Source organism: Oculatella sp. LEGE 06141, from assembly GCF_015207605.1.
Classification (GTDB): domain Bacteria; phylum Cyanobacteriota; class Cyanobacteriia; order Elainellales; family Elainellaceae; genus Oculatella.
This window is the reverse complement of the sequence record NZ_JADEWO010000063.1, coordinates 1-19192: the sequence shown is the minus strand read 5'-3', so window position 1 is coordinate 19192 and position 19192 is coordinate 1. Positions and strand designations below refer to the sequence as shown.

Genomic DNA, 19192 nt, shown 5'->3' with positions numbered 1-19192 from the left:
GCCGAACCCAACCCTGCTTTTACTCAAATTTGCTTTCCAGTTTAAGTAATGCACCCAAAAGAAATTGAAGTAGTTAAATGAATACCCTTACGGATGATGGTATACAGCTTGCCTCCTGGTGAAGACCAGGGGGCTTCTTTTGTGGAGTCATCCAACGGATCTCATGCGCTTGCACCCCAAACACCTGCTAGAATAGCGAGGTTGTTTACGCCAGAGATCGTCTTTGAGTCAATCAGTGGATCTGCCCAAGGTAGATGAGTTTCTACAAGAACTAGCGACGATTCAGCAAACTGGATCGAAGCGAATTGCGATGTTGGGTTCTCGACACGTACCCATCACCCATCAAGTTTTAATTGAATTGATGACCTACGCCTTAGTGCTATCGGGCAATCGCATTTTGACATCTGGTGCTACTGGAACGAATTCTGCGGTTATTCGGGGCGCAATGCGAGGTGATCCAAATTTGTTGACGGTCATTTTGCCCCAGAGCCTTGAGCGCCAGCCGCGCGAGTCGCGTGAGCAGCTCGAACAGGTCATGCACCTGGTTGAGAATCCAACGAACGATAGCCTCTCTTTGGCAGAAGCTAGCTCACTGTGTAATCAAGAAATTGTGTCGCGGTGTCAGCAGCTCATCTGTTTTGCCTTTCACGATAGCCATACATTGCTGCGAACCTGCCACGAGGCCGAAGACCAGCGACGGTTAGTCACTCTGTTTTACTTTGATTAAAGTCTGCTTTAACCAGGCGCGATCGCGTCCTTTTTGCCCCATCTAATGCAGCAATGATTCATCTTTAACGGTCTGTCGCCGCAGTTTGATAGCAGGCTGTTTCAGGCTAGCTGCCGCAATGGATAAAGCGGGTTGCTGTCCCCGCCCAAGCTGACGTTTGGGGCTTAAGCGGTGCAGGCCATCCAGTAAAGCATTGCAGACGGTTGGCTCGGTTTCGCGATCGATCATCAGCCGAAAGCAGTCAACCACGTGCGATCGCACCCTTTGGTGTTCACTGTAGTGTCGCTGAAACGAGGCTTGATTAAACCTGGAACTGGCAGTCGTTGCCGACAACACACTGGCTTGCTCTACCGTTAAGCGATCGGTAATTTGGCGAATTGCAATCAGCCGCTTTAACGGATCGGAATCCGTAAGAGCATTCAGCATCGGGTAGTAGTCATCCGAGGCAACATCAACAGGCGAAGTGCGCTGTTGCCAAACCAGCAGCAAAATAGCCAGAATACCTAGTCCTTGCAACAGGATGGCCGCCGCTAACCCGTGGGCATCTGTTTCGGTCCAAACGGCGATCGCTATATACGTGCTGAGTGCAGCAAGGCCACCGCTGCTAACGGCTACCATCAGTTGGCGGTTGACCTGGTTCCAGAGCTTGTCCCAGTTCACCCCAAAGAAGCGCCAATCTCCCTGTTGGATGAAATAGGCGGCGATCGCGGCAAATATTCCCACACCGCTTGCCAACACTAGCTTCCAGTTCCACAGCAGCACAACCAAAAAGGCAAGACTCAGCATCAACTGACGGGAATTCTTCAACCGTTTTAGCCTTTGAGCGATCGACGTAGTCGTCATTGGCAATCGACCGTGCTGAATGGAGTTGATCCAGTGCTGCCACTGTGAAGAAGCCTGTGTCACAATACTGACCTTTAGTTAATCGTAAATGTCTTGCCGTTGCTCTAAAAGAATACTAGGCGAAGTCGCTATTCTAACCGCAAATTGTTACCAATCATTCTTTAGCCGTTCTCTAAGAGGGAGGATGTTTTAAAAGTCTGATTTAATTGTCCGGTAGGTGTAGGGGCGAAGCATTCGAATCAGGATAGCTGGAACAACCGAGACATTATCTACCGAATGCTCCGCGATCGCCATCCCCTGCTGCCGCTGCTCGCTTCCTGCCCGCCGCGATTCAGGTATCAATTTCAATGAGCTTTCGCTTGGAACTCTGTCCCGCTTTAATGCGAATGCTAGATTGAGTCACTCCATAGGTTTTAGCCAGCAACTTAATCAGTTCGGTGTTGGCTTTGCCCTCGACCGGAGGCGATTTGAGATGAATCAGCAAACTGCCGTCTTCCTCCGTTTTAATGATTTGACTTTTAGAATTAGGCTTGACCTTTACCCGCAACACCTTCATAACTCCTGCCAAACCTGGTGACGAATGGGATAAAACGCTGGCTAAAAAAGCTGTCGAAACAGTAGTCCTACCTTGCCTCTAATTTTCTCTAATAGCGATCGCCGCTGCCACTCCTCAAGGGTTATGTGGCGGCTATTGGCAAACGATTCCGTCAGAAATTGTTCAATCCACTGCACCAGATTGGCATCATTGGTCGAAACATTCATTTCATCATTTTGAAAGAAGCTGCGTTGATCTAAATTGGTGCTGCCGTGGCTAATCCAGCGACCGTCTACAAACAGCACTTTGGCATGGAGCATACTGGGTTGATATTCATAAATGCCGACCCCCTTGAGCAACATTCGGTGATATAGCTCTCTGGCGGTGTGGTACACAATGGGTTTATCATTTAGCACGCCCATCGTTAAAACGCGAACGTCAACCCCTCGCTGGCTAGCCGCCATTAAAACATCCTGCGTGTATCGATCCGGTACAAAGTAAGGGCTAGCCACCCAGATTCGCTGTTTGGCCGCTTCGATGCAGGTATGGTACAAGATTCGCGGAGATGAATCGTCTAGCGAAAAATTGCCGGTTGTTACAAACGCAGGCTTGCCACCGTCGCGAAATTCCTCAAAAATAGCAGGGCTGAGATCTAAGGTTTGCCCGGAGTTCGCCCAATTCTCCATGAACACGCCTTCCAGGACATTGACGATCGCCCCCTCATAGCGCACCTCAAAATCTCGCCAGGGGGTTTGGCTCTTGGTTAGCTTGCCTTTGCCATCCCATTCATCTGAAACCCCGGCTCCCCCAATTAAAGCTACTCTGCCATCAATTAACAGCATTTTGCGGTGCGTTCGCAAGTGGTAGTCCAGGGGGGCTTTCCAATCGAAGCTGCGAAAGAAACCGACTTCAACTCCAGCCGATCGCAATTGCTGCCAGTAGCGAGTGGGCATGGCTTTGGCTCCATGCTCATCGGCCACTACCTGCACACTCACGCCAGACCGGGCACGTTCCATTAGGGCAATGGCAAACTCGTCAGCTCGTCGGCCTGGTGTCATGTAAAAGGTTTCAAAATGAATCGATCGCTCTGCCTCTCGAATCGCTTGCTGACGCGCCGCATAGATAGCATCAGCTTCCACAAAAAAATCAGTTGGATAGGTTTGCGTCGGAATTGACGTTGCCAGTCCGACTAAGGCGCGAAAAAAATGCGGTTCCTCTGGGCCTGGAACATTTCGCATCTTGTATTGAATTTTGCGGCGAAACCCGCCTCGAATATAAACCACTAGTAAGACAGCCAGAATAGTAGCGAGGATGATTCCACCCAACCATCCCAGCCAAAGCTGCCATGCCACCATGCTGTTCTCCTCGATCGCCTTATTGCCTTCAGGCTATGCTTTTCTGCCTGTCTGCAAATCTCCAAAAGGATGCTAGAGGAGCGATCGCCAAACAACATCTATCTTGAGCAAGAGAGCCAATCAGCCGCACGTTTAGCCACACAGTTAGCGCTTACGTCGTCTCTTCGTCTTCCTGCTGCATAGAAAAAGCATCTTGACGGGGATGGAAACGCGGATGCATCAAGGCTTCAACTGGGTTGCCCGCCTGTAAATGCTGTTCAACAATGGTTGGCACGTCCTGTGGTTGAATGCGGCAATACCAGGTGCCATCGGGCATTACTCTGACGGTTGGGCCAGCGGTGCATTGACCCATGCAATCACTGCCGTTCACAAACAGACCTGGAGCGCTCGCCTGCCGAAACGCTACCAAAACCGCTTCAGAACCATTTCTTAAACAAGAACGATGCTGACAAACTAAAACGCATCGACGTTTGAGCGGTGCAGAGCCAGGTAGAGGTGAATTCAAGGTTTCGAGCCAGGTTACAGTAATTAAGCAAATCCCGGTTTTAGTTTAATGTACCCGGCGACCTGGTGAAACAACAATGGCTAGAACCCATTGGCTGATTGTTCTTCTTCAACTCCGGCAAACAGGGTTGTAAGTAGATTTTGCTCAGGCGATCGCCTTCAGGACGCGACTAATCAACGTATCAACCGATTGCTTAATCTGACGTTGCCGCCGCCACTTTTGAAACGCGTATTCATAATCTTCGCCCCTGGTTTGGTAGCCTTTCCAGGCATTGAGGGCTAACCCTAACCCCCACGGCAAGAGAACATAAAGCGACCAACCCAAACCGCCACTGATGGCTAAATCAGTTAAAACCAAAAAGGTGTTGACGATCGCATAACGAGTGGCGTGCTGTTTTACCTTGCCGCGCCGCATTTGAATAAACGTGTCTCGCTCCTTTAGCTCTCCCCGTTGAGACAGCCATTCTTGCTCAGCCAGGTGCAAATCGGTGGGCGAAATGCCTAATTCTGCGGCAATTTCCATCAGTTGGGTGCGAGTTAACTCGTCCGACTCAACCTGACGGGCGATCGCCAACTGCAAAATTTGGTGAACGTCTTCTTGACGATAAGAGTTGAACATTAGGATGTCTGGGAGCTAGGGCATCGGTTCTGCTATTTCCGTTATACGAAATATTTAGCTCAACTGTGTTAGCAGAAAGTAAGAGACTCGGCTGAAGTTCAAATCTCTTCATAATTCTTTATGCACGGCTTTGCCCAACTTTAACCCTCAGCAGGAGTGTGCCAATCTCTTACTCGTCTGCCCAGTGCTTTGCTCGCGCTACTGCTTTTTGCCAGGTGGCAAACTGGGTCTGCACAACCGCAGCATGGTCACTGGGTTCAAAGATGCGATCGATTTGACGACGACTCACCAGGGCAGTGTAATCTTGCCAGAAGCCAACCGCCAACCCTGCCGCAAAGGCAGCCCCTTGAGCCGTGGCATCTAGCACCACCGGACGTTCGATGGGAACCCCCAGGGCATCGGCTTGAAATTGCATCAAAAAGTCGCTCTGGCAAGCGCCTCCATCAACCTTGAGCAACGCAATCGGGGTGCCGCTGTCTTCATTGATGGCATCTACCACTTCCTTGACTTGATAGGCGATCGATTCCAATACGGCGCGAACCATGTGTTCTCGCTGCACACCTGCGGTAATGCCGATATAGGTGCCACGGGCGCTCATATCCCAATGGGGTGCCCCTAAGCCGCTGAGGGCAGGGACAAAGAAAACACCGCCGTTATCGGGCACACGAGCGGCCATGTCTCCGCTATCGGCAGCGGCGGTAATGAGCTTGATACCATCTCGCAACCACTGAATGCACGCCCCTGCCGTAAACATGCTGCCTTCCAGGGCATACCCCACCTTCGACAAGCCAGACGGTTGTGCCTCAGTCCAGGCCACGGTAGAAAGTAAGCGATTGTGCGATCGAGCGATCTCTGCTCCGGTATGAGCCACTAAAAAGCAGCCCGTTCCATAGGTGCATTTCAGTAAGCCGGGGCGATCGCAACCGTGGGCAAACAGAGCCGCTTGCTGGTCGCCCAAAATCGCAGTAATTGGAATCTCAGCGCCAAGTAATGCCGGGTCGGTAAACCCAAAAGAACCCAGACTCGGCTGGATCTGCGGCATCAAAGACGCTGGAATCGTGAATAGATCCAGCAGCGTGCTGTCCCACTGCCGCGATTCCAGATTCAATAACATGGTACGGCTGGCATTGCTGTCGTCTGTAGCGTGAACCGTTCGGCCCGTTAAATTCCACAGTACCCACGTGTCGATGGTGCCCGCCAGAATGTTGTCTAAATCTATTAATGGATCGTTCTGTTGTTGAATGCGCTCTAGTAGCCAGGCCAGCTTTGTTGCCGAGAAATACGCATCCAGCACCAGCCCGGTTCGCTGATTAACCTCATCGGCATAGCCAGCATCACGCAGGCGATTGCAGAGGGGGGCAGTGCGGCGGTCTTGCCAAACGATCGCGTTGTAAAGTGGACGACCTGTGGTTTTGTCCCACAGCAGGCAGGTTTCCCGCTGCACAGTGAGGCCGATCGCCGCAATTTGGGTCGGTTCGATCTGCCCCTTTTGCATCACTGTTTGCATTGCCCATTGGGTATCTTGCCAGATCTCACGCGGATCATGTTCTACCCAACCCGGTTGAGGATAGTACTGGGTTAGTTCCTTGTAAGCCTGGGCAACAACATCACCATCCGAATTAAACAGAATGGCTCGATTTCCGGTGGTGCCCAAATCAAGCGCCATGATGTATTTAGAAAAATTGACAACCATAGTACAAAAAGTACAAAAAACAGGATTTAAACCGCGATACGGCTATTAGAAGCGCGTGGGCAGCACCGGACGTTATCGCTCTCTATCTTGATCGGTCTTGATCGAAATCAGCAGGTTAGCAATGGGCATCGCCCTACTGTGCTATCAAAACACAAAGATTTTTTTAGACTGAAAAAAAGACTAAAATTGAATGGCACTGAAATAAGTGCTTTCATTCCGGGCTTCGACTACGCTCAGCCCTCACCAACGAGGGCTGAGCGTAGTCGAAGCCCAGTCTATACTAATGGCACAGCTTTATTTCAGTGCCATTCGACTAAAATTTATTTCAATCAGTAACATCCCCTTATAACCCATTGCTTTACTTTGGCTTTTTTAATTGAATAATTAAGATAAAGCTATAGATTCTCAAACAAACAGAGTTTTGAGCTAATAACCTTCAGCCCTATAATGTTGCAGTAAGCAAAATTTCTACTAAAAATTGCGGTTTGTTGAGCTTCACGCTCAACAGCGTTTGAGTTGGGTTGACGACTCAGATTCTCACAGCTAAAACCGCTAGCCCAATTAGGGGTTTAGCTTATCGTTCACCTGAATTTTTTTAAAAGCGGCTGCACAAGAGGACTTGCGGGACGCAGCGATAGGTATTGTAGATAACGCAGTGAAAACAGGAGAAAACAATGGCTGGTCAAGCGAAAAGCAATAGCGGTGAGACTCAGGCTTCTCAGGATAAGGGAGAAGCTCTCAACCTGGGTGAGAAGGGTACCGGGAAGAATGGTCACGACCAGGCAACGGACAAAGGTGCCATTCAAGTTAGTCTGTCCGGCTCAATGCAAAGTCGTCCTGTTGCTCCTGGTGATATTGACGTAACAGACACCATGATGCTGTCTGGTTTGCGTCCCATTGCCGCTAGCCACCTTGAGATTTACGGCACAATTTATAACAATCGTCCGGTTTCGGCCAGCCATCTCCAGGTTGCCAGCCTGGATCGGCTACCCGGGCATCGCCCTATTTTTGTCAGCGACTTAAAGATGGTGGATGATGGTTCGCTGCCGGGTAGTCGTCCAATTCTGGCCAGCAGTCCTGATTTGTTGAAAGCCAGTTTGCTGCCCGGTGGTCGCCCGATCGCCCCTAACCAGACCGATGATGACGAAACCTTTGTTGGCTTTATGGACTAAACCGATCGCTTTTATGCAGTGGCGATCGGTTCTTGAGCCGTTGCATCTGCTTGAACGGGTGGTCGATCGGTGAAAATCTGCCTCCATACAAGCCTCCATACAAAAAGCTCAGTGAAACGCACACGCTTCACTGAGCTTTTGTTTTAGCACTTTAAATGAATGATGGAAAATCTAGTGCAGGAATCGTAACCAGGTGTGGGGGAAGCAAATGTTGCAGAGGGTTGAGGCTAACCGTAACTTGCCCTGCTTACGATTCTGGTTTAAGTGAGTGCCCAGACGAATGAAACGGCCTTAGTCAGTAACCGCCTGAATGCTAACAATTTCACTGTTAGCTGTGAACACCACCAGGAAATCCTGGGCACCGTTGGCAAATTCAACCGTGGCGATCGCCACAGAATCGCCACCTTCTGAATCTAGTGCTTCGGTTTCAACTTGAACCAGGCGCTGAAAATCACCATTGGCCGTAACCGCATCTTCCCACCCCTGTTGTAGGGTCGCAGCGGTAATGCTGGCTCTAGAACTGGGAGCATATTTTTGCAGCGCTCCTTGATAGTCACCGTCAGCCAAAAGCGCCACGAACTCTTGAGCGGTTGCAGTGAGCCGATCTGCTTGAGCAGCAGGCAATTCAGCCGGAGCCGTTTCGGTTTGCTGCGCTAAAACAGGTAGAGAAACGCCTGTAAGTGTCGCGGTGATGAGTAACACAGAGATAGTTTTTCGCATGTGAGTTTCCTATGAGCTTTCTATTTCTAAATGGACGTTCAACTAAGCTCTCGTTCTAGACGAGAAGAGATGTGGTTTTGTGCCCAGGTTGTCCCTCAACTTAGTCGATAAATTGTACCCCGAAAGACTTCGGGACAGGTTCTTCGGTGTTTTCCAGCTTCATCTATCCCGACGCTGATCCTTCAGGTACAGAGCGGGATTTATAGCTCCCCGAACTGCCCGTCCGTTCAAAAGTGTCGGCTGGAAGGCTGACTTTATTCTCTAGCAACAAGGTACCCTCAGCTCCGGAGAAAGCTGAAATTTGATCTCGCTCAAATATTCAGCGTGCTTCTGTTGACGTAGCCTCTGTTCGTTTAAAGAAGTAGCCAATTAAGTAAAGCGATCCGCACAGGATAGTGGTTGGGGCAGGTTCAATCTTTGCACCAGTCTCGATCGCCCCTTCTAACCCAGCAACAACATCTGCATAGATCTGACAGCTTTGCAGCCCCGGACAGACCGCCTGCGCGACAGCGGCAAGCTGATTTAAATCAGCCGAGAGATGATCGGGCACAGGCACCAAATACAGGCGATCGCCATCTCGCAACAGTTGTTTAAATACGTCGGCGTGGTCTTTGGTTGTCAGCATCCCCATGACCCAGTTCACTGGCTTGGTTACTGCGTCTGTGCGATCGACAAATTGCCGCAGCACCGCTGCCGCTGCCGGATTGTGTGCGCCATCAATCAAAAGCGTCTGCTGTCGCCAGGTAAACCACTGCAACCGTCCGCGCCATTGCGTTTTAGCAATGCCATCGCAGATGGCTTGATCGCTCATCGTCCAACCCTGTTGCTGCAAGCTCTGGAGGGCTGCGATCGCCACTGCCGAATTAATCAACTGATGCGCTCCTGGTAGCGGCAAACGGTATCGCAATGAATGAGGGCTTCCAGACCCATCGGCGAAGGGGCGGTCATAGATAGCCCACCCCGACTCTACCTCGCGTGAGGGTGTCACCCAGAGGGTCGGACAGTTCAATTCGGCTATACGCCGTTCTATGACGGCTCTGGCGTCTGGCGGTTGGGGGGCAACGATCGCCGCACAGTTAGGTTTGAGAATACCTGCCTTTTCAAAGGCAATGTCTGCCAGCGTTGGCCCCAACCGCTGCCAGTGTTCGCGGCTCAGGGACGTAATAATACTGACCAGGGGGCGATCGCAAACGTTCGTGGCATCTAGTCGTCCCCCCAATCCCACCTCCATTACGGCTACATCGACCTGTTGCTGGGCAAAAAATAACCAGGCAGCGGCGGTAATTACCTCAAACTGAGTAGGAGAGGGCTGGTCGGGTTGAATTGCTGCTTGCACCTGTTGCAATAGGCGATACAAAGTCGTTGGGGCGATCGGCTGCTCATTTACACAAATTCGTTCACACCAGTTAACGAGATGGGGAGATGTGTAGCGCCCAACGCGATAGCCTGCGGTGGTTAGCACGCTTGAAAGATAGGCACAGACCGACCCCTTGCCGTTGCTACCAGCGACATGAATCACCGGAACTTGTTGGTGGGGAGAATTCAGTCTGGCCAGGAGCCGTTGGATGCGCTCAAGCCCCAGTTCAACCCCAAAATGGGCAAATAGGTTGAGCAAAGTATCCACATCATCCAGACTCCCTGAATCGTGATCAGCACCCTGGATCGTTTCGGAATCAAAACTGTTCATTCGGCAAGAGAGACGGCAAAAGGTTAGTTAAATTGAGCAATTGAGTTTGAGGACAAGATGCGAGCTTCTTATTTTCCCATGTCGCATTCCCGTGTCGCAGCCGGCCAGTTGTTTAGCCGATACACCCGATACAATAGCCAGTTCACAGAAAGTACCGTTGTCTTCAATCGTTTCGATAATGGGTTTCTATCGCGATCAGGCGGTTAGCAATTTCCTATAATGTAAAAAACAAGTAACATAAACCCAGTTACTTTATTACTTAATCGGCAACTGCAATTGTGTTTGTCCTAAGCGGTTACGAATATCTTCTCGGCTTTTTGATCATCTGCGGGTTGGTGCCCGTCCTGGCGCTAAGTGTATCTAGCCTGGTGAGGCCACATCGCAAAGGTGCGGAGCGACGCACCACCTATGAGTCTGGCATGGAACCAATTGGTGGAGCCTGGATTCAGTTCAACATCCGCTACTACATGTTTGCGCTAGTGTTCGTGATTTTTGATGTTGAAACTGTGTTTCTCTATCCGTGGGCGGTTTCATTTAGCCAATTAGGACTCCTGGCTTTTGTCGAAGCCCTAGTTTTTATTGCAATTCTGGTTATTGCTCTCGTTTACGCTTGGCGGAAAGGAGCCCTTGAATGGTCATGAACCCCAGTACTGAAACTCCAGAAAATTTGATTGAAACGGTGATGAATCCGATTGGGCCATCAACTCAGGTGACCCAGGATCTATCAGAAAACGTCATTTTGACCACCATAGACGATTTGCACAATTGGGCACGTCTATCGAGCCTGTGGCCGCTGTTGTACGGTACGGCTTGCTGCTTTATCGAGTTTGCAGCACTGATTGGGTCCCGGTTTGATTTTGACCGCTTTGGTTTAATCCCCCGATCTAGTCCGCGTCAGGCAGACCTGATCATCACAGCTGGAACCATCACCATGAAAATGGCTCCGGCTCTGGTGCGTCTCTATGAGCAGATGCCCGACCCCAAATATGTTATGGCTATGGGAGCCTGTACCATCACAGGCGGTATGTTCAGCAGCGATTCTCCTACCGCAGTCCGAGGGGTTGATAAGCTGATTCCGGTTGATGTTTACATTCCCGGATGCCCTCCTCGCCCAGAGGCAATCATCGATGCCATCATCAAACTGCGGAAAAAGATTTCCAACGAAGCGCTGCAAGAGCGAGATGCTCTGGGGCAAACCCATCGCTATCACAGCGCTAAGCATCAGATGCAGATAGTGCCCGAGATTTTGACTGGGAAGTATATGGCTTCAGAGTTGCGGCAGGCTCCGCCCAAGGAGTTGATGGAAGCGATGGGTTTACCGATTCCTGCCGCATTACAGCAGCAACTTGAGCAAGAGGAGAGCGATCGTGGCTGAAGAAGAGTCTAAGGCTCAAGAATCGCAGACAGAAGAGCAAACAACGGAGATTGTTGAAGCGGGTAAGGTATCGCGTTGGCTCAGCGAAAACGGTTTTGACCACGAGTCTTTAGAACGCGATCGCTCAGGGGTGGAAGTGCTAAAGGTGGAACCAGAATTTTTGATTCCATTTTGCACCGCTCTTTATGCCTATGGATTTAACTACCTTCAGTGTCAAGGGGCTTACGACACAGGAGCGGGGGGCGATCTGGTCAGCTTCTACCACTTAATCAAACTGAGCGACAATGCCGATCGCCCGGATGAAATCCGCATTAAAGTCTTTTTGCCTAGAGAGAATCCAACTGTGCCATCGGTGTACTGGATCTGGAAGACAGCCGACTGGCAAGAGCGTGAAAGCTATGACATGTACGGCATTATCTATGAAGGACATCCCAACTTGAAGCGACTTTTGATGCCAGAGGATTGGGTGGGCTATCCGCTTCGGAAAGACTACATCTCGCCAGATTTCTATGAATTGCAGGACGCTTACTAACGCAGTTCCTTCGTTCAGTTTGGCAAAGAGGGGCGATCGCACGATCGCCCCTCTTTTTTGCGTTTCAATTTTTTGCGTTCCAAACGCCTCTAACCAGAATTAGAGCCGTCATGAGAGAGTTTTGACAAACGTAAGTTTGGCTCTAGCTTTGGTAAAGCCTACAGACTCATAGAGGTTTTGAGCAAAATTGGGATTCTCAGTGTCTACACCCAGCTTGGCAACGCTCATCCCTGCGGCTTGCAAACGATGCATTCCCGATAGCAGCATGGCTCGCGCTAACCCCATGCGGCGAAAACCGCGTCGGGTTCCAAGTGAGCTAATCCATCCTTCTGTTTGCCCCTTTGCCTGATTCTTTTCTTTGTTGATGTAGCAGAAGCAGAAGGCAGAGAAAGTACCGTCTGGGGCGATCGCCACCAGATCGAGGGCAGGATGATAATTGGGGTCGCTCATGCCGTGTTTACATTGATCCACCGTGGCTCGATAAAACCCCCAGTGATCGACGAAGGTTTGATTAAACATTTCCACCCACGATTCAATGCTAAAGCCGCTTCTAGCATCAACAACAGTGAATTGGGTAGGAAGTTGAGGGAGCGGGATGGGGGCAGTTAGCGATCGCACCATCGTTAAAAAGCAACGTTCATAGGTGAACCCACAATTGTTTAAGAACGCGATGCGATTGTGCTTGTGATCACAGGTACTCGACCGCAGCTTAACAGGGAGTTGCCGCTCTCGCTCAACGTCTCGCAGTCTTGATTCACTCCAGGCAATGATCTCAGCTTCGAGGTTTCGATGACGTGCCCTGGGGTGGACTTGAAACCACAAATGGCTATCGATCGTTTCGCTCGAAGTGGACGGAATTCGAAGCTTTCCAATGGCAATAAGGTCATTGTTTTCGTCTTCCCATAAACGCATGTCATGAATTGGATCAAATCCAGGTTCGGCCAACCCTTGCTGAAGGGCAGTCGTTGAATAAAAACTATCGAGCCGATCAACAGCCTCACACGCATTTAACAAATTAACGATGGGCTGTAGGTCAGCTTCGCCCCCGTAGGGGCGCATGGTTAGCGTCCTCATTGTTATGCACCTACGCTTCGTTTGAATGAGTTGGTTGTATAGAGTTCAGCTCTACAAAGCCGATTTGCAATTTGAATGTTAGCCAGTAAACAAAGTGGTATTAAGTGTTAGTAAATGAGACGAGAACCACATTTGCTAAAAGAATTCCCGCCGTTGCAGGCGATAACTGGCTTCAAGGTTGTGCTTTTTTGCGATCGCTTTGTCTTGCGCTTTGACAGATGCTTGAATAGCCTGCAAATGAATTTGATCAGCAGAAGTATTCTGCCTGAACGGTTTCTCTGAGCGCGATCGCGGCTTTCTAACTAAGCGGATATAAAGTACTGTCATGGTTGATTTACCCCTTGCAGCGATCGCCATAGACGAAACTTCTGCTGTTTAACTACATTGATTTAGATCAATCTTCCTGATAAGAACTCGGTTAAAATCTGCTATACTACATTTATACTACATATAAGTTACACACGTCAATGTTCATGGTCAAAACAATTAAGAACGTCAGAAAGATCTCCACATCAATAGGGATTTCTAACTGGCTCAACTGTTGTTAATAGCGCCAATGAACCGATGCTGATTCAGACAAAATGGGACAAAGGATCTGAGATTCGTTTGGGGGCTAAAACGAATGCGTATGATCGTGCTATCTAGCGGTTGATGGCATATAGGCTTGTGCTTGCTGCCAGAGTTCAAATAGGGTTGTTTCTGTGCGATCGCGCAACATCGTCACAAACACACCCTCCGCTTCGTTTGAGGTTGACGTAACCCAGCTTCCGCGCAAACTGACTTCGATATAGTCTGCATCGCACACCGTAATGCTAAGTGATTCACTGCGTTCAACGGCTGCGTTCAACGAACCCAAATTGACGAACGCAACGGGTAGCAAAAACGAGGCAGTACAGTGTTCAATCTGGAGGTTTTGTCCTGCTCGTAGAGACAACGTCACTCGCAGCGACATCCACTCTTCAACGGTTTGAGGCAGATGCTCCAGGTAGAGACTGGTTTCGGTATAGGTGAATTTCAGCATGACCAAAAATTTCTCGTATTCCAGAGGCTTATGGTGGTTTCACCAGAACTGTCTTTTGGGGCACAGAAGCTTGAAGGAAGTGACGTTTTGGCCATACAACAACCCCCGCTTCTGGTATGGCAGAAACGGGGGTCGAAAAAACTAATGAAAGTTCTTTTAACCTAACAGCAGTACAGCAGTTCTGTATCTGTACCCCCCGCCTTGCCCAAGTTGGCTTTGGAGCCGCGATCGCGATCCATGCGCTGGTATCCCTGTGGGAACTGACCCGCCACAATGAACCGATCTCGCCCAACAATGCTGCTACCAAAGCTGCCGACGACTCGACATACTGAGCCGTAATTGTTTCCACGAGGCAACTTCAGAGCAGACGCAATGGCTTTTGTGCCAGCGATGCCGCCACCCAGGAGAGTGGCTATCTGCAATGAAGTGGTGGAAAGAAGCAATTGGCTCATGGCGCTACCTTGCGAGAGGTAAGAATTTGAATCTGACAATCAGTATACTACACTTGTAATACAGCAATTGTCTACCTATTTTCGGAAAACATTTTCAACGATTAAGGAGGAGCCTTCGATGTACACACTGAATCGCACAGCCACCACGGACATGGAAGTTACGAGCATTCGCCTGGAGCGAGATTTGAAGGAAAAGTTAAAGGGCTTGGCCGGAAACCAGGGCTATCAAGCTCTCATCCGCGACATATTGTGGAACTATGTGCAGCAAAAATCGGGCGACTACCAGCCTCAGTTTCGCCCAGACGATATTCGAGCCAGCGTTACCGCAACAGCACAACAGGAAGAGCGGTGCGTGCTAACTGGCGATTTAATTAAACCAAATGAATCAATGCTGCTGGGGTTAACCCGCAGCGGTGAGATGGTACCCCTCAGCATTGGCAGCTTAGGCCATTAGTCTCTTATCATTGAGGGGTTTCAGAATCAGTTGAGCGAGGCTGAGAGCCAAACCAGTCAAAGCGATACGTTAAGACTTAATCAGGTATCTCTCAGCCTTGCGATAGTTCGCCATAAATTTGGCCTGTTTTAGCCGAAAGTGCAGCAGGAAGGCCGCCAATGGAAGACTGGTAGATGCCACGATCGCTATTACCCAGCCTTGCAAAAATCCAACGGTGACCCCAATCCCCAGGCCCATGCCGGTTGCTGCCGCGAACAGGCTTGTCCACAGCGAGAAGGTTTTGTTGAGGTGCCGTTCAGACAGCTTTTCGGCAGTAATACCAAGCGCTATTCCACCTATCAGGCTACCAATGATTCCAGTCAGCGCTCCCATCATTAAAACAGTTGTGGTTCCTGCACCGGGAATAGCTGCCAGGGCGATCGCCCCAAGCGCTGTTAACCCCACTACCACCCCAGCCACCACACTGGCAGCGGCTCCAGCTTCTACACCGGCAGTAGCTAAAATCCAGGCGACCAGCTCAAACCCAACCGCTGCGCCCATAACGGTGCCGAATCCGGTTGTGATGGTTGCCCCAGAAGCACCGCCGATCGCAACGACAATCCAGGCCATCAGCCAGGTCAGAGTACCGCATCCTGCCAAAAGTGCCCCTAGCAACTGGTAGGGAATTCGACGCAGTTTAACGGGAACGGGAGCCGTTTGTACCTGAAGCGAAAATGTATAGGTTTTGGCCAGGGCGTTGGTGTGCAGCAACAGCTTGCGGGTATAACAGCGATTAGCCATTAGACGGCTGGTGTCTACCGTAATCTGGCATTCAACCTGGTTGCTATCAAAGACTGCCGGGCTGAATGAAATCCACGGATGGCCGTTGAGTGCTAAAAACGAATCAGATGGATGTGAGGCAACCTCCCAGACTCCTCCCAGCAGCGTATTTGGAATTGGGTTGCTGATGTGAATTGTATGGGTCAACCGCTGGTTTAGCCGCGTTGCAACACATTTGAGTTCGGTTTGGCTAAGAATGACCTCTGGCAAAACCAGGTCACCGGGCATTGCTGCCAGAGCGGCGGCGGCGTTGGGGAAGCGATCGCCCGGTTTAGGAGCTACCATTTTTCTCAGCCAGTTGACCCAACGAACGTTGAGCTTTGACCCCAGATTTTTGAACTTGACCCGGTAATTGAGATCAACCAGGTTACCGACGTTAACAGATTGCGTCCCGGTGGTTAAGCAGAGTAGCGTTACTCCCAGGCTGTAGAGATCTGAAGCTTCCGTTAGCTGACGGTGAAACAATTGCTCCGGCGGCATAAAGCCTAGAGTGCCTCGAATACCGCTGCCCTCTGCTGTTTCCCCCGTACCAATATAAGCAAACCCAAAATCAACCAAAAAAACATTGATCTGGTCATCCACCAGAATATTTTCTGGTCTAATATCCCCATGAATCACCGAAGGAATCAGGTTTTGGAGATAGATCAGAATTTCCAGCACAGAAACCGCAATTTTTTGAATTTCTTGCGGGGTGAAACTATAGGGTGTCGCTAAGGATAAAGCATGTTTATATTCCTGTACCATGCAAAAGCCGTCTTGGGTCGCGATCGAACCCAGGTACCGAGGAATACCCGGATGATTGAGTCGGCGTAATATTTCTATTTCTTGGTGATGGGCATCGTAATCAGCCCAGCTTGAGCCAGGTTTGGCAAACTGGAATTGTTTGATGACGACTTTTTTTTGAGTGTTGAGATGAGTCGCAAGGTACGTGACTCGACCCCCAGCCAAGTTTCGCCCTAATTCGCTTTCAACTCGAAAGCCGTAACCAGAATAGTCTGGCAAATGGCCCGCAGTTCTGGGAGCAGCAGAACGGTGATATTCTAAGCGATTCATTAGCCTCTACGAACCAAATAGGACAGGTGAACAGACAATCTTTGAGCCTGAGCGTTTCGTATAGTTATTGATTCAGTGTTTGTACGGAGTAACAGGATAAAATCAGGCCATGATCCCCAAAGCCCGTAAGCAATTTGGTCAGCATTGGCTACGCAGCGAAACAGTGTTGCAGCGTATCGTGGCGGCAGCAGCGTTGTCAGAGCACGATCGCATCCTTGAAATAGGACCAGGTACCGGATTACTGACGCGTCAACTTTTGCCGCTGGTGCAAACGGTTGTAGCAGTTGAAATCGACCGCGATTTATGTAAATTTTTGCGACAGCAGTTCAGCACGAACGACCGTTTTGTCCTGATCGAGGGCGACATTTTGTCACTCGATTTAGCCAAGCGCTTAAGTGAAATTACGGCCAACCCCAGGTTAAACAAAGTCGTAGCCAATATCCCTTACAACATCACTGGCCCAATTTTGGAAAAGCTATTAGGGACAATCGCCAGCCCAACCCCCGACCCATTTGATGCGATCGTGCTGCTGGTGCAAAAAGAAGTGGCAGAGCGGCTGTGTGCAGCCCCTGGCTCTAAAGTATATGGCGCGTTATCGGTGCGGGTTCAATATCTGGCAACATGCGAGTGGATCTGTGTAGTGCCTGCGAAAGCCTTTCATCCGGCTCCCAAAGTAGACTCTGCGGTAGTACGGCTGCAACCGCGTCCGTTTCACCCTGCCGTGTTAGATCCCGCTCAGCTTGCTACGTTAGTAAAACTTGGGTTTGCCACTCGGCGCAAAATGCTACGCAACAATCTCAGCAGCCTTGTGGAGCGCGATCGCCTCACCGATTTTTTGGAACAACACTCCCTCAATCCTCAAGCTCGGGCAGAAGAGTTGGGTGTTGCCAATTGGGTTGCGCTCAGCGATTGGCTAACTAAAACACAGCAGCCATAACGCTGCTCTAGAAAGCTGCTCTAGAGTCAGAATGAACAATCATTGCCCACACTGGGTTCTGTTTTGCTACAAACTGCCATACTCTTTAACCACAGCGTCTATCGTTCCACCCTGATACAGTTATCATGCACACCTATTCTTTGCTGGCTCATGCCAAAATCAACCTTTATCTAGAAGTGATTGGCGATCGCCCCGATGGATATCACGAGTTGGCGATGGTGCTTCAAAGCATTGATTTAGCCGACCGCATCGATTTACGAGCGAACGGAACCAATCGCATTCAGGTACATTGCGATCATCCCCAGGTGCCCACCGACGAGCGCAATTTAGCCTACAAGGCGGCGGCGTTGATGACAGAAGAGTTTCCCGATACGTTCAGCCAGTTTGGGGGGATTGACATTACCATTCACAAGCGAATTCCGGTCGAGGCCGGATTAGCTGGCGGCTCCTGCAATGGCGCGGCTGTTCTGGTCGGCCTGGATTTGATGTGGAAGCTAGGACTGACGCAAATAGAGCTTCAAGAATTAGGAGCCAAGCTAGGATCAGATGTGCCTTTCTGTATCGCTGGTGGAACGGCGATCGCCACAGGTCGAGGAGAACAGCTTTCGCCACTGCCCAGCCTTGAGGACATGTATGCTGTACTGGCGAAGTACCAGAGCCTATCAGTGTCAACTGGGTGGGCTTATCAAACATACCGACAACAATTTGGCGAAGCCTACGTTTCTAACCGTCAGGATTTGCTAGGTCGTCGCCAACGGGTGCATTCTGGTTCAATGGTGGCGGCAATCAGCCATCGGAACAATGAACAGATCGCTCAACTGCTCCACAATGATTTAGAACGAGTTGTGCTGCCTGCTCAACCCAGGGTGGCACAGCTAAAGAAGGCAATGCAGCAGCTAAACCCACTCGGCGTTATGATGTCTGGTTCTGGCTCTACGGTCTTTGCATTAGCGAATAGTCGGGCACAAGCAGAAACGTTGCGATCGCAACTCCAGCAGCAGCTTGCCGACCCAGATTTAGGAATTTGGGTAACCAGATTCACAGCAAACGGTATCCAGCTTATTCGCTAACTCCGCCGTTAACTCTACTAGGATAGAAGCAAGACTGCATCATCGGCTCATTACCGCTCACGACGAATCCATGGCCAATTCGACTCCTCCAGATTCTTCCTCTGCTTCAGCCAACTCCCAGAATGCCAATCAGCAGGTTCCTCCTACCCGGCTTCGTTGTTTTACAGGGGCACTAATTTCAGGTGTCATTGCCTTTGTGCTGTATCTGCTCACTCAGTCCATCGTTCACACCTTCGCCGATAAGCCTTTACCCACCAGCAATATAACCGCTATCAATATCGCAGTTGCCGTACGCACATTGGTCATGGGCATGAGCACATTAGCAACAGCTATTTTTGGCATTGCTGCCCTAGGACTAACAGCTCTGGGGATACGAGGACCCAACAACTAGCAGTGACTGAAAGCCCTTCCCTGTAGTTTTAGTCTACCCATGAAACAAAACAGAGCCTCCTGAAGTGTAGGAAGGCTCTGTTCTGTTTTGTAATACAAACCTGGCACCGAGCTATTTTTGCAGAGGGCTACCCCTCAACTATCTTCGCCGCAACAGCAT

At 50.1% G+C, this 19192-nt stretch carries 23 protein-coding genes; 9 read left to right on the top strand and 14 right to left on the bottom strand.

The window, feature by feature from the left end:
• Window positions 1-223 precede the first annotated feature (223 nt).
• Complete coding sequence (locus tag IQ268_RS26900; protein WP_193885673.1) at window positions 224-727, top strand: DNA recombination-mediator protein A; 504 nt, start codon at window positions 224-226, stop codon at window positions 725-727.
• 42 nt (window positions 728-769) lie between these two features.
• On the opposite strand, the gene IQ268_RS26895 is transcribed toward IQ268_RS26900, so the two are convergent.
• The 7 genes from IQ268_RS26895 to glpK all read right to left on the bottom strand — a co-directional run bounded on the left by IQ268_RS26895 (window position 770) and on the right by glpK (window position 6276).
• Window positions 770-1633, bottom strand: coding sequence for a hypothetical protein (locus tag IQ268_RS26895; protein ID WP_193885671.1), 864 nt, complete (start codon window positions 1631-1633; stop codon window positions 770-772).
• Window positions 1634-1759: 126 nt separating this feature from the next.
• The gene (locus tag IQ268_RS26890) at window positions 1760-1918 is read right to left on the bottom strand and encodes a hypothetical protein (RefSeq protein WP_193885669.1); all 159 of its coding nucleotides are present in this window, start codon (window positions 1916-1918) and stop codon (window positions 1760-1762) included.
• Window positions 1902-2126: a DUF167 domain-containing protein gene (locus tag IQ268_RS26885; RefSeq protein WP_193885667.1), complete on the bottom strand. Its 225-nt coding sequence runs from the start codon at window positions 2124-2126 to the stop codon at window positions 1902-1904. Before IQ268_RS26885 ends, IQ268_RS26890 begins: the two co-directional genes overlap by 17 nt.
• Window positions 2127-2167: 41 nt before the next feature.
• Window positions 2168-3460 (bottom strand): phosphatidylserine/phosphatidylglycerophosphate/cardiolipin synthase family protein, encoded by a 1293-nt coding sequence (locus tag IQ268_RS26880; RefSeq protein WP_193885665.1) that lies wholly within the window; start codon window positions 3458-3460, stop codon window positions 2168-2170.
• Window positions 3461-3611: 151 nt separating this feature from the next.
• On the bottom strand, window positions 3612-3965 hold the full coding sequence (locus tag IQ268_RS26875) for a ferredoxin (protein ID WP_193885663.1): 354 nt from the start codon (window positions 3963-3965) through the stop codon (window positions 3612-3614).
• Window positions 3966-4109: 144 nt separating this feature from the next.
• The gene (locus IQ268_RS26870) at window positions 4110-4583 is read right to left on the bottom strand and encodes a 2TM domain-containing protein (RefSeq protein ID WP_193885661.1); all 474 of its coding nucleotides are present in this window, start codon (window positions 4581-4583) and stop codon (window positions 4110-4112) included.
• Between the two features lie 169 nt (window positions 4584-4752).
• Window positions 4753-6276: a glycerol kinase GlpK gene (glpK, locus tag IQ268_RS26865; protein ID WP_193885659.1), complete on the bottom strand. Its 1524-nt coding sequence runs from the start codon at window positions 6274-6276 to the stop codon at window positions 4753-4755.
• Between the two features lie 674 nt (window positions 6277-6950).
• Between glpK and IQ268_RS26860 the strand changes: the two genes are divergently transcribed.
• Entirely contained in the window at window positions 6951-7448 is a 498-nt protein-coding gene (locus IQ268_RS26860) for a hypothetical protein (protein WP_193885657.1), read from the top strand.
• Window positions 7449-7739: 291 nt separating this feature from the next.
• Here IQ268_RS26860 and IQ268_RS26855 read toward each other — a convergent pair whose 3' ends face one another.
• Both IQ268_RS26855 and IQ268_RS26850 read right to left on the bottom strand, forming a co-directional pair.
• Window positions 7740-8168, bottom strand: a complete 429-nt coding sequence (locus IQ268_RS26855) for a DUF3887 domain-containing protein (protein ID WP_193885655.1) — start codon at window positions 8166-8168, stop codon at window positions 7740-7742.
• Window positions 8169-8487: 319 nt separating this feature from the next.
• A complete protein-coding gene (locus IQ268_RS26850; protein WP_193885652.1) occupies window positions 8488-9855 on the bottom strand; it encodes a folylpolyglutamate synthase/dihydrofolate synthase family protein in 1368 nt (455 codons plus the stop codon).
• 278 nt (window positions 9856-10133) lie between these two features.
• On the opposite strand from IQ268_RS26850, the gene ndhC reads away from it, so the two are divergent.
• The 3 genes from ndhC to IQ268_RS26835 are packed head-to-tail and all read left to right on the top strand — an operon-like array spanning window position 10134 to window position 11762.
• Complete coding sequence (gene ndhC, locus IQ268_RS26845) at window positions 10134-10496, top strand: photosynthetic/respiratory NAD(P)H-quinone oxidoreductase subunit C (protein ID WP_193885650.1); 363 nt, start codon at window positions 10134-10136, stop codon at window positions 10494-10496.
• On the top strand, window positions 10487-11230 hold the full coding sequence (locus IQ268_RS26840) for an NADH dehydrogenase subunit K (protein WP_193885648.1): 744 nt from the start codon (window positions 10487-10489) through the stop codon (window positions 11228-11230). The genes ndhC and IQ268_RS26840 overlap by 10 nt, the downstream gene beginning before the upstream one ends.
• Window positions 11223-11762 (top strand): NAD(P)H-quinone oxidoreductase subunit J, encoded by a 540-nt coding sequence (locus tag IQ268_RS26835; protein ID WP_193885646.1) that lies wholly within the window; start codon window positions 11223-11225, stop codon window positions 11760-11762. The genes IQ268_RS26840 and IQ268_RS26835 overlap by 8 nt, the downstream gene beginning before the upstream one ends.
• A gap of 108 nt (window positions 11763-11870) precedes the next feature.
• Here the strand turns inward: IQ268_RS26835 and IQ268_RS26830 are convergent, their stop codons facing one another.
• The 4 genes from IQ268_RS26830 to IQ268_RS26815 form a co-directional block, all read right to left on the bottom strand.
• The gene (locus IQ268_RS26830; protein ID WP_228035763.1) at window positions 11871-12821 is read right to left on the bottom strand and encodes a GNAT family N-acetyltransferase; all 951 of its coding nucleotides are present in this window, start codon (window positions 12819-12821) and stop codon (window positions 11871-11873) included.
• A gap of 150 nt (window positions 12822-12971) precedes the next feature.
• Entirely contained in the window at window positions 12972-13163 is a 192-nt protein-coding gene (locus IQ268_RS26825) for a hypothetical protein (RefSeq protein WP_193885642.1), read from the bottom strand.
• 310 nt (window positions 13164-13473) lie between these two features.
• On the bottom strand, window positions 13474-13857 hold the full coding sequence (locus IQ268_RS26820) for an alr0857 family protein (RefSeq protein WP_193885640.1): 384 nt from the start codon (window positions 13855-13857) through the stop codon (window positions 13474-13476).
• Window positions 13858-14018: 161 nt separating this feature from the next.
• Entirely contained in the window at window positions 14019-14309 is a 291-nt protein-coding gene (locus tag IQ268_RS26815) for a hypothetical protein (RefSeq protein ID WP_193885637.1), read from the bottom strand.
• A 118-nt stretch (window positions 14310-14427) separates the two neighbouring features.
• Here IQ268_RS26815 and IQ268_RS26810 point away from each other — a divergent pair, with 118 nt between their 5' ends.
• On the top strand, window positions 14428-14763 hold the full coding sequence (locus IQ268_RS26810) for a hypothetical protein (RefSeq protein ID WP_193885635.1): 336 nt from the start codon (window positions 14428-14430) through the stop codon (window positions 14761-14763).
• Window positions 14764-14832: 69 nt separating this feature from the next.
• On the opposite strand, the gene IQ268_RS26805 is transcribed toward IQ268_RS26810, so the two are convergent.
• Window positions 14833-16635 (bottom strand): serine/threonine-protein kinase, encoded by a 1803-nt coding sequence (locus IQ268_RS26805; protein WP_193885633.1) that lies wholly within the window; start codon window positions 16633-16635, stop codon window positions 14833-14835.
• Window positions 16636-16744: 109 nt separating this feature from the next.
• Between IQ268_RS26805 and rsmA the strand changes: the two genes are divergently transcribed.
• From rsmA to IQ268_RS26790, 3 genes are all read left to right on the top strand, one after another.
• Window positions 16745-17572, top strand: a complete 828-nt coding sequence (rsmA, locus tag IQ268_RS26800) for a 16S rRNA (adenine(1518)-N(6)/adenine(1519)-N(6))-dimethyltransferase RsmA (protein ID WP_228035762.1) — start codon at window positions 16745-16747, stop codon at window positions 17570-17572.
• Window positions 17573-17697: 125 nt separating this feature from the next.
• Complete coding sequence (ispE, locus tag IQ268_RS26795; protein ID WP_193885631.1) at window positions 17698-18642, top strand: 4-(cytidine 5'-diphospho)-2-C-methyl-D-erythritol kinase; 945 nt, start codon at window positions 17698-17700, stop codon at window positions 18640-18642.
• A gap of 70 nt (window positions 18643-18712) precedes the next feature.
• A complete protein-coding gene (locus IQ268_RS26790) occupies window positions 18713-19033 on the top strand; it encodes a DUF3082 domain-containing protein (RefSeq protein WP_193885629.1) in 321 nt (106 codons plus the stop codon).
• Window positions 19034-19192: the final 159 nt, after the last annotated feature.

Excerpts from the sequence above, each read along its gene's own strand:
- ispE (WP_193885631.1), top strand. The coding sequence starts at position 17,698 with ATGCACACCTATTCTTTGCTGGCTCATGCCAAAATCAACCTTTATCTA.
- IQ268_RS26815 (WP_193885637.1), bottom strand. The coding sequence starts at position 14,309 with ATGAGCCAATTGCTTCTTTCCACCACTTCATTGCAGATAGCCACTCTC.
- IQ268_RS26855 (WP_193885655.1), bottom strand. The coding sequence starts at position 8,168 with ATGCGAAAAACTATCTCTGTGTTACTCATCACCGCGACACTTACAGGC.
- rsmA (WP_228035762.1), top strand. The coding sequence starts at position 16,745 with ATGATCCCCAAAGCCCGTAAGCAATTTGGTCAGCATTGGCTACGCAGC.
- IQ268_RS26885 (WP_193885667.1), bottom strand. The coding sequence starts at position 2,126 with ATGAAGGTGTTGCGGGTAAAGGTCAAGCCTAATTCTAAAAGTCAAATC.
- glpK (WP_193885659.1), bottom strand. The coding sequence starts at position 6,276 with ATGGTTGTCAATTTTTCTAAATACATCATGGCGCTTGATTTGGGCACC.
- IQ268_RS26810 (WP_193885635.1), top strand. The coding sequence starts at position 14,428 with ATGTACACACTGAATCGCACAGCCACCACGGACATGGAAGTTACGAGC.
- IQ268_RS26820 (WP_193885640.1), bottom strand. The coding sequence starts at position 13,857 with ATGCTGAAATTCACCTATACCGAAACCAGTCTCTACCTGGAGCATCTG.
- IQ268_RS26880 (WP_193885665.1), bottom strand. The coding sequence starts at position 3,460 with ATGGTGGCATGGCAGCTTTGGCTGGGATGGTTGGGTGGAATCATCCTC.
- IQ268_RS26825 (WP_193885642.1), bottom strand. The coding sequence starts at position 13,163 with ATGACAGTACTTTATATCCGCTTAGTTAGAAAGCCGCGATCGCGCTCA.
- IQ268_RS26805 (WP_193885633.1), bottom strand. The coding sequence starts at position 16,635 with ATGAATCGCTTAGAATATCACCGTTCTGCTGCTCCCAGAACTGCGGGC.
- IQ268_RS26790 (WP_193885629.1), top strand. The coding sequence starts at position 18,713 with ATGGCCAATTCGACTCCTCCAGATTCTTCCTCTGCTTCAGCCAACTCC.
- IQ268_RS26870 (WP_193885661.1), bottom strand. The coding sequence starts at position 4,583 with ATGTTCAACTCTTATCGTCAAGAAGACGTTCACCAAATTTTGCAGTTG.
- IQ268_RS26830 (WP_228035763.1), bottom strand. The coding sequence starts at position 12,821 with ATGCGCCCCTACGGGGGCGAAGCTGACCTACAGCCCATCGTTAATTTG.
- IQ268_RS26860 (WP_193885657.1), top strand. The coding sequence starts at position 6,951 with ATGGCTGGTCAAGCGAAAAGCAATAGCGGTGAGACTCAGGCTTCTCAG.
- IQ268_RS26840 (WP_193885648.1), top strand. The coding sequence starts at position 10,487 with ATGGTCATGAACCCCAGTACTGAAACTCCAGAAAATTTGATTGAAACG.
- IQ268_RS26850 (WP_193885652.1), bottom strand. The coding sequence starts at position 9,855 with ATGAACAGTTTTGATTCCGAAACGATCCAGGGTGCTGATCACGATTCA.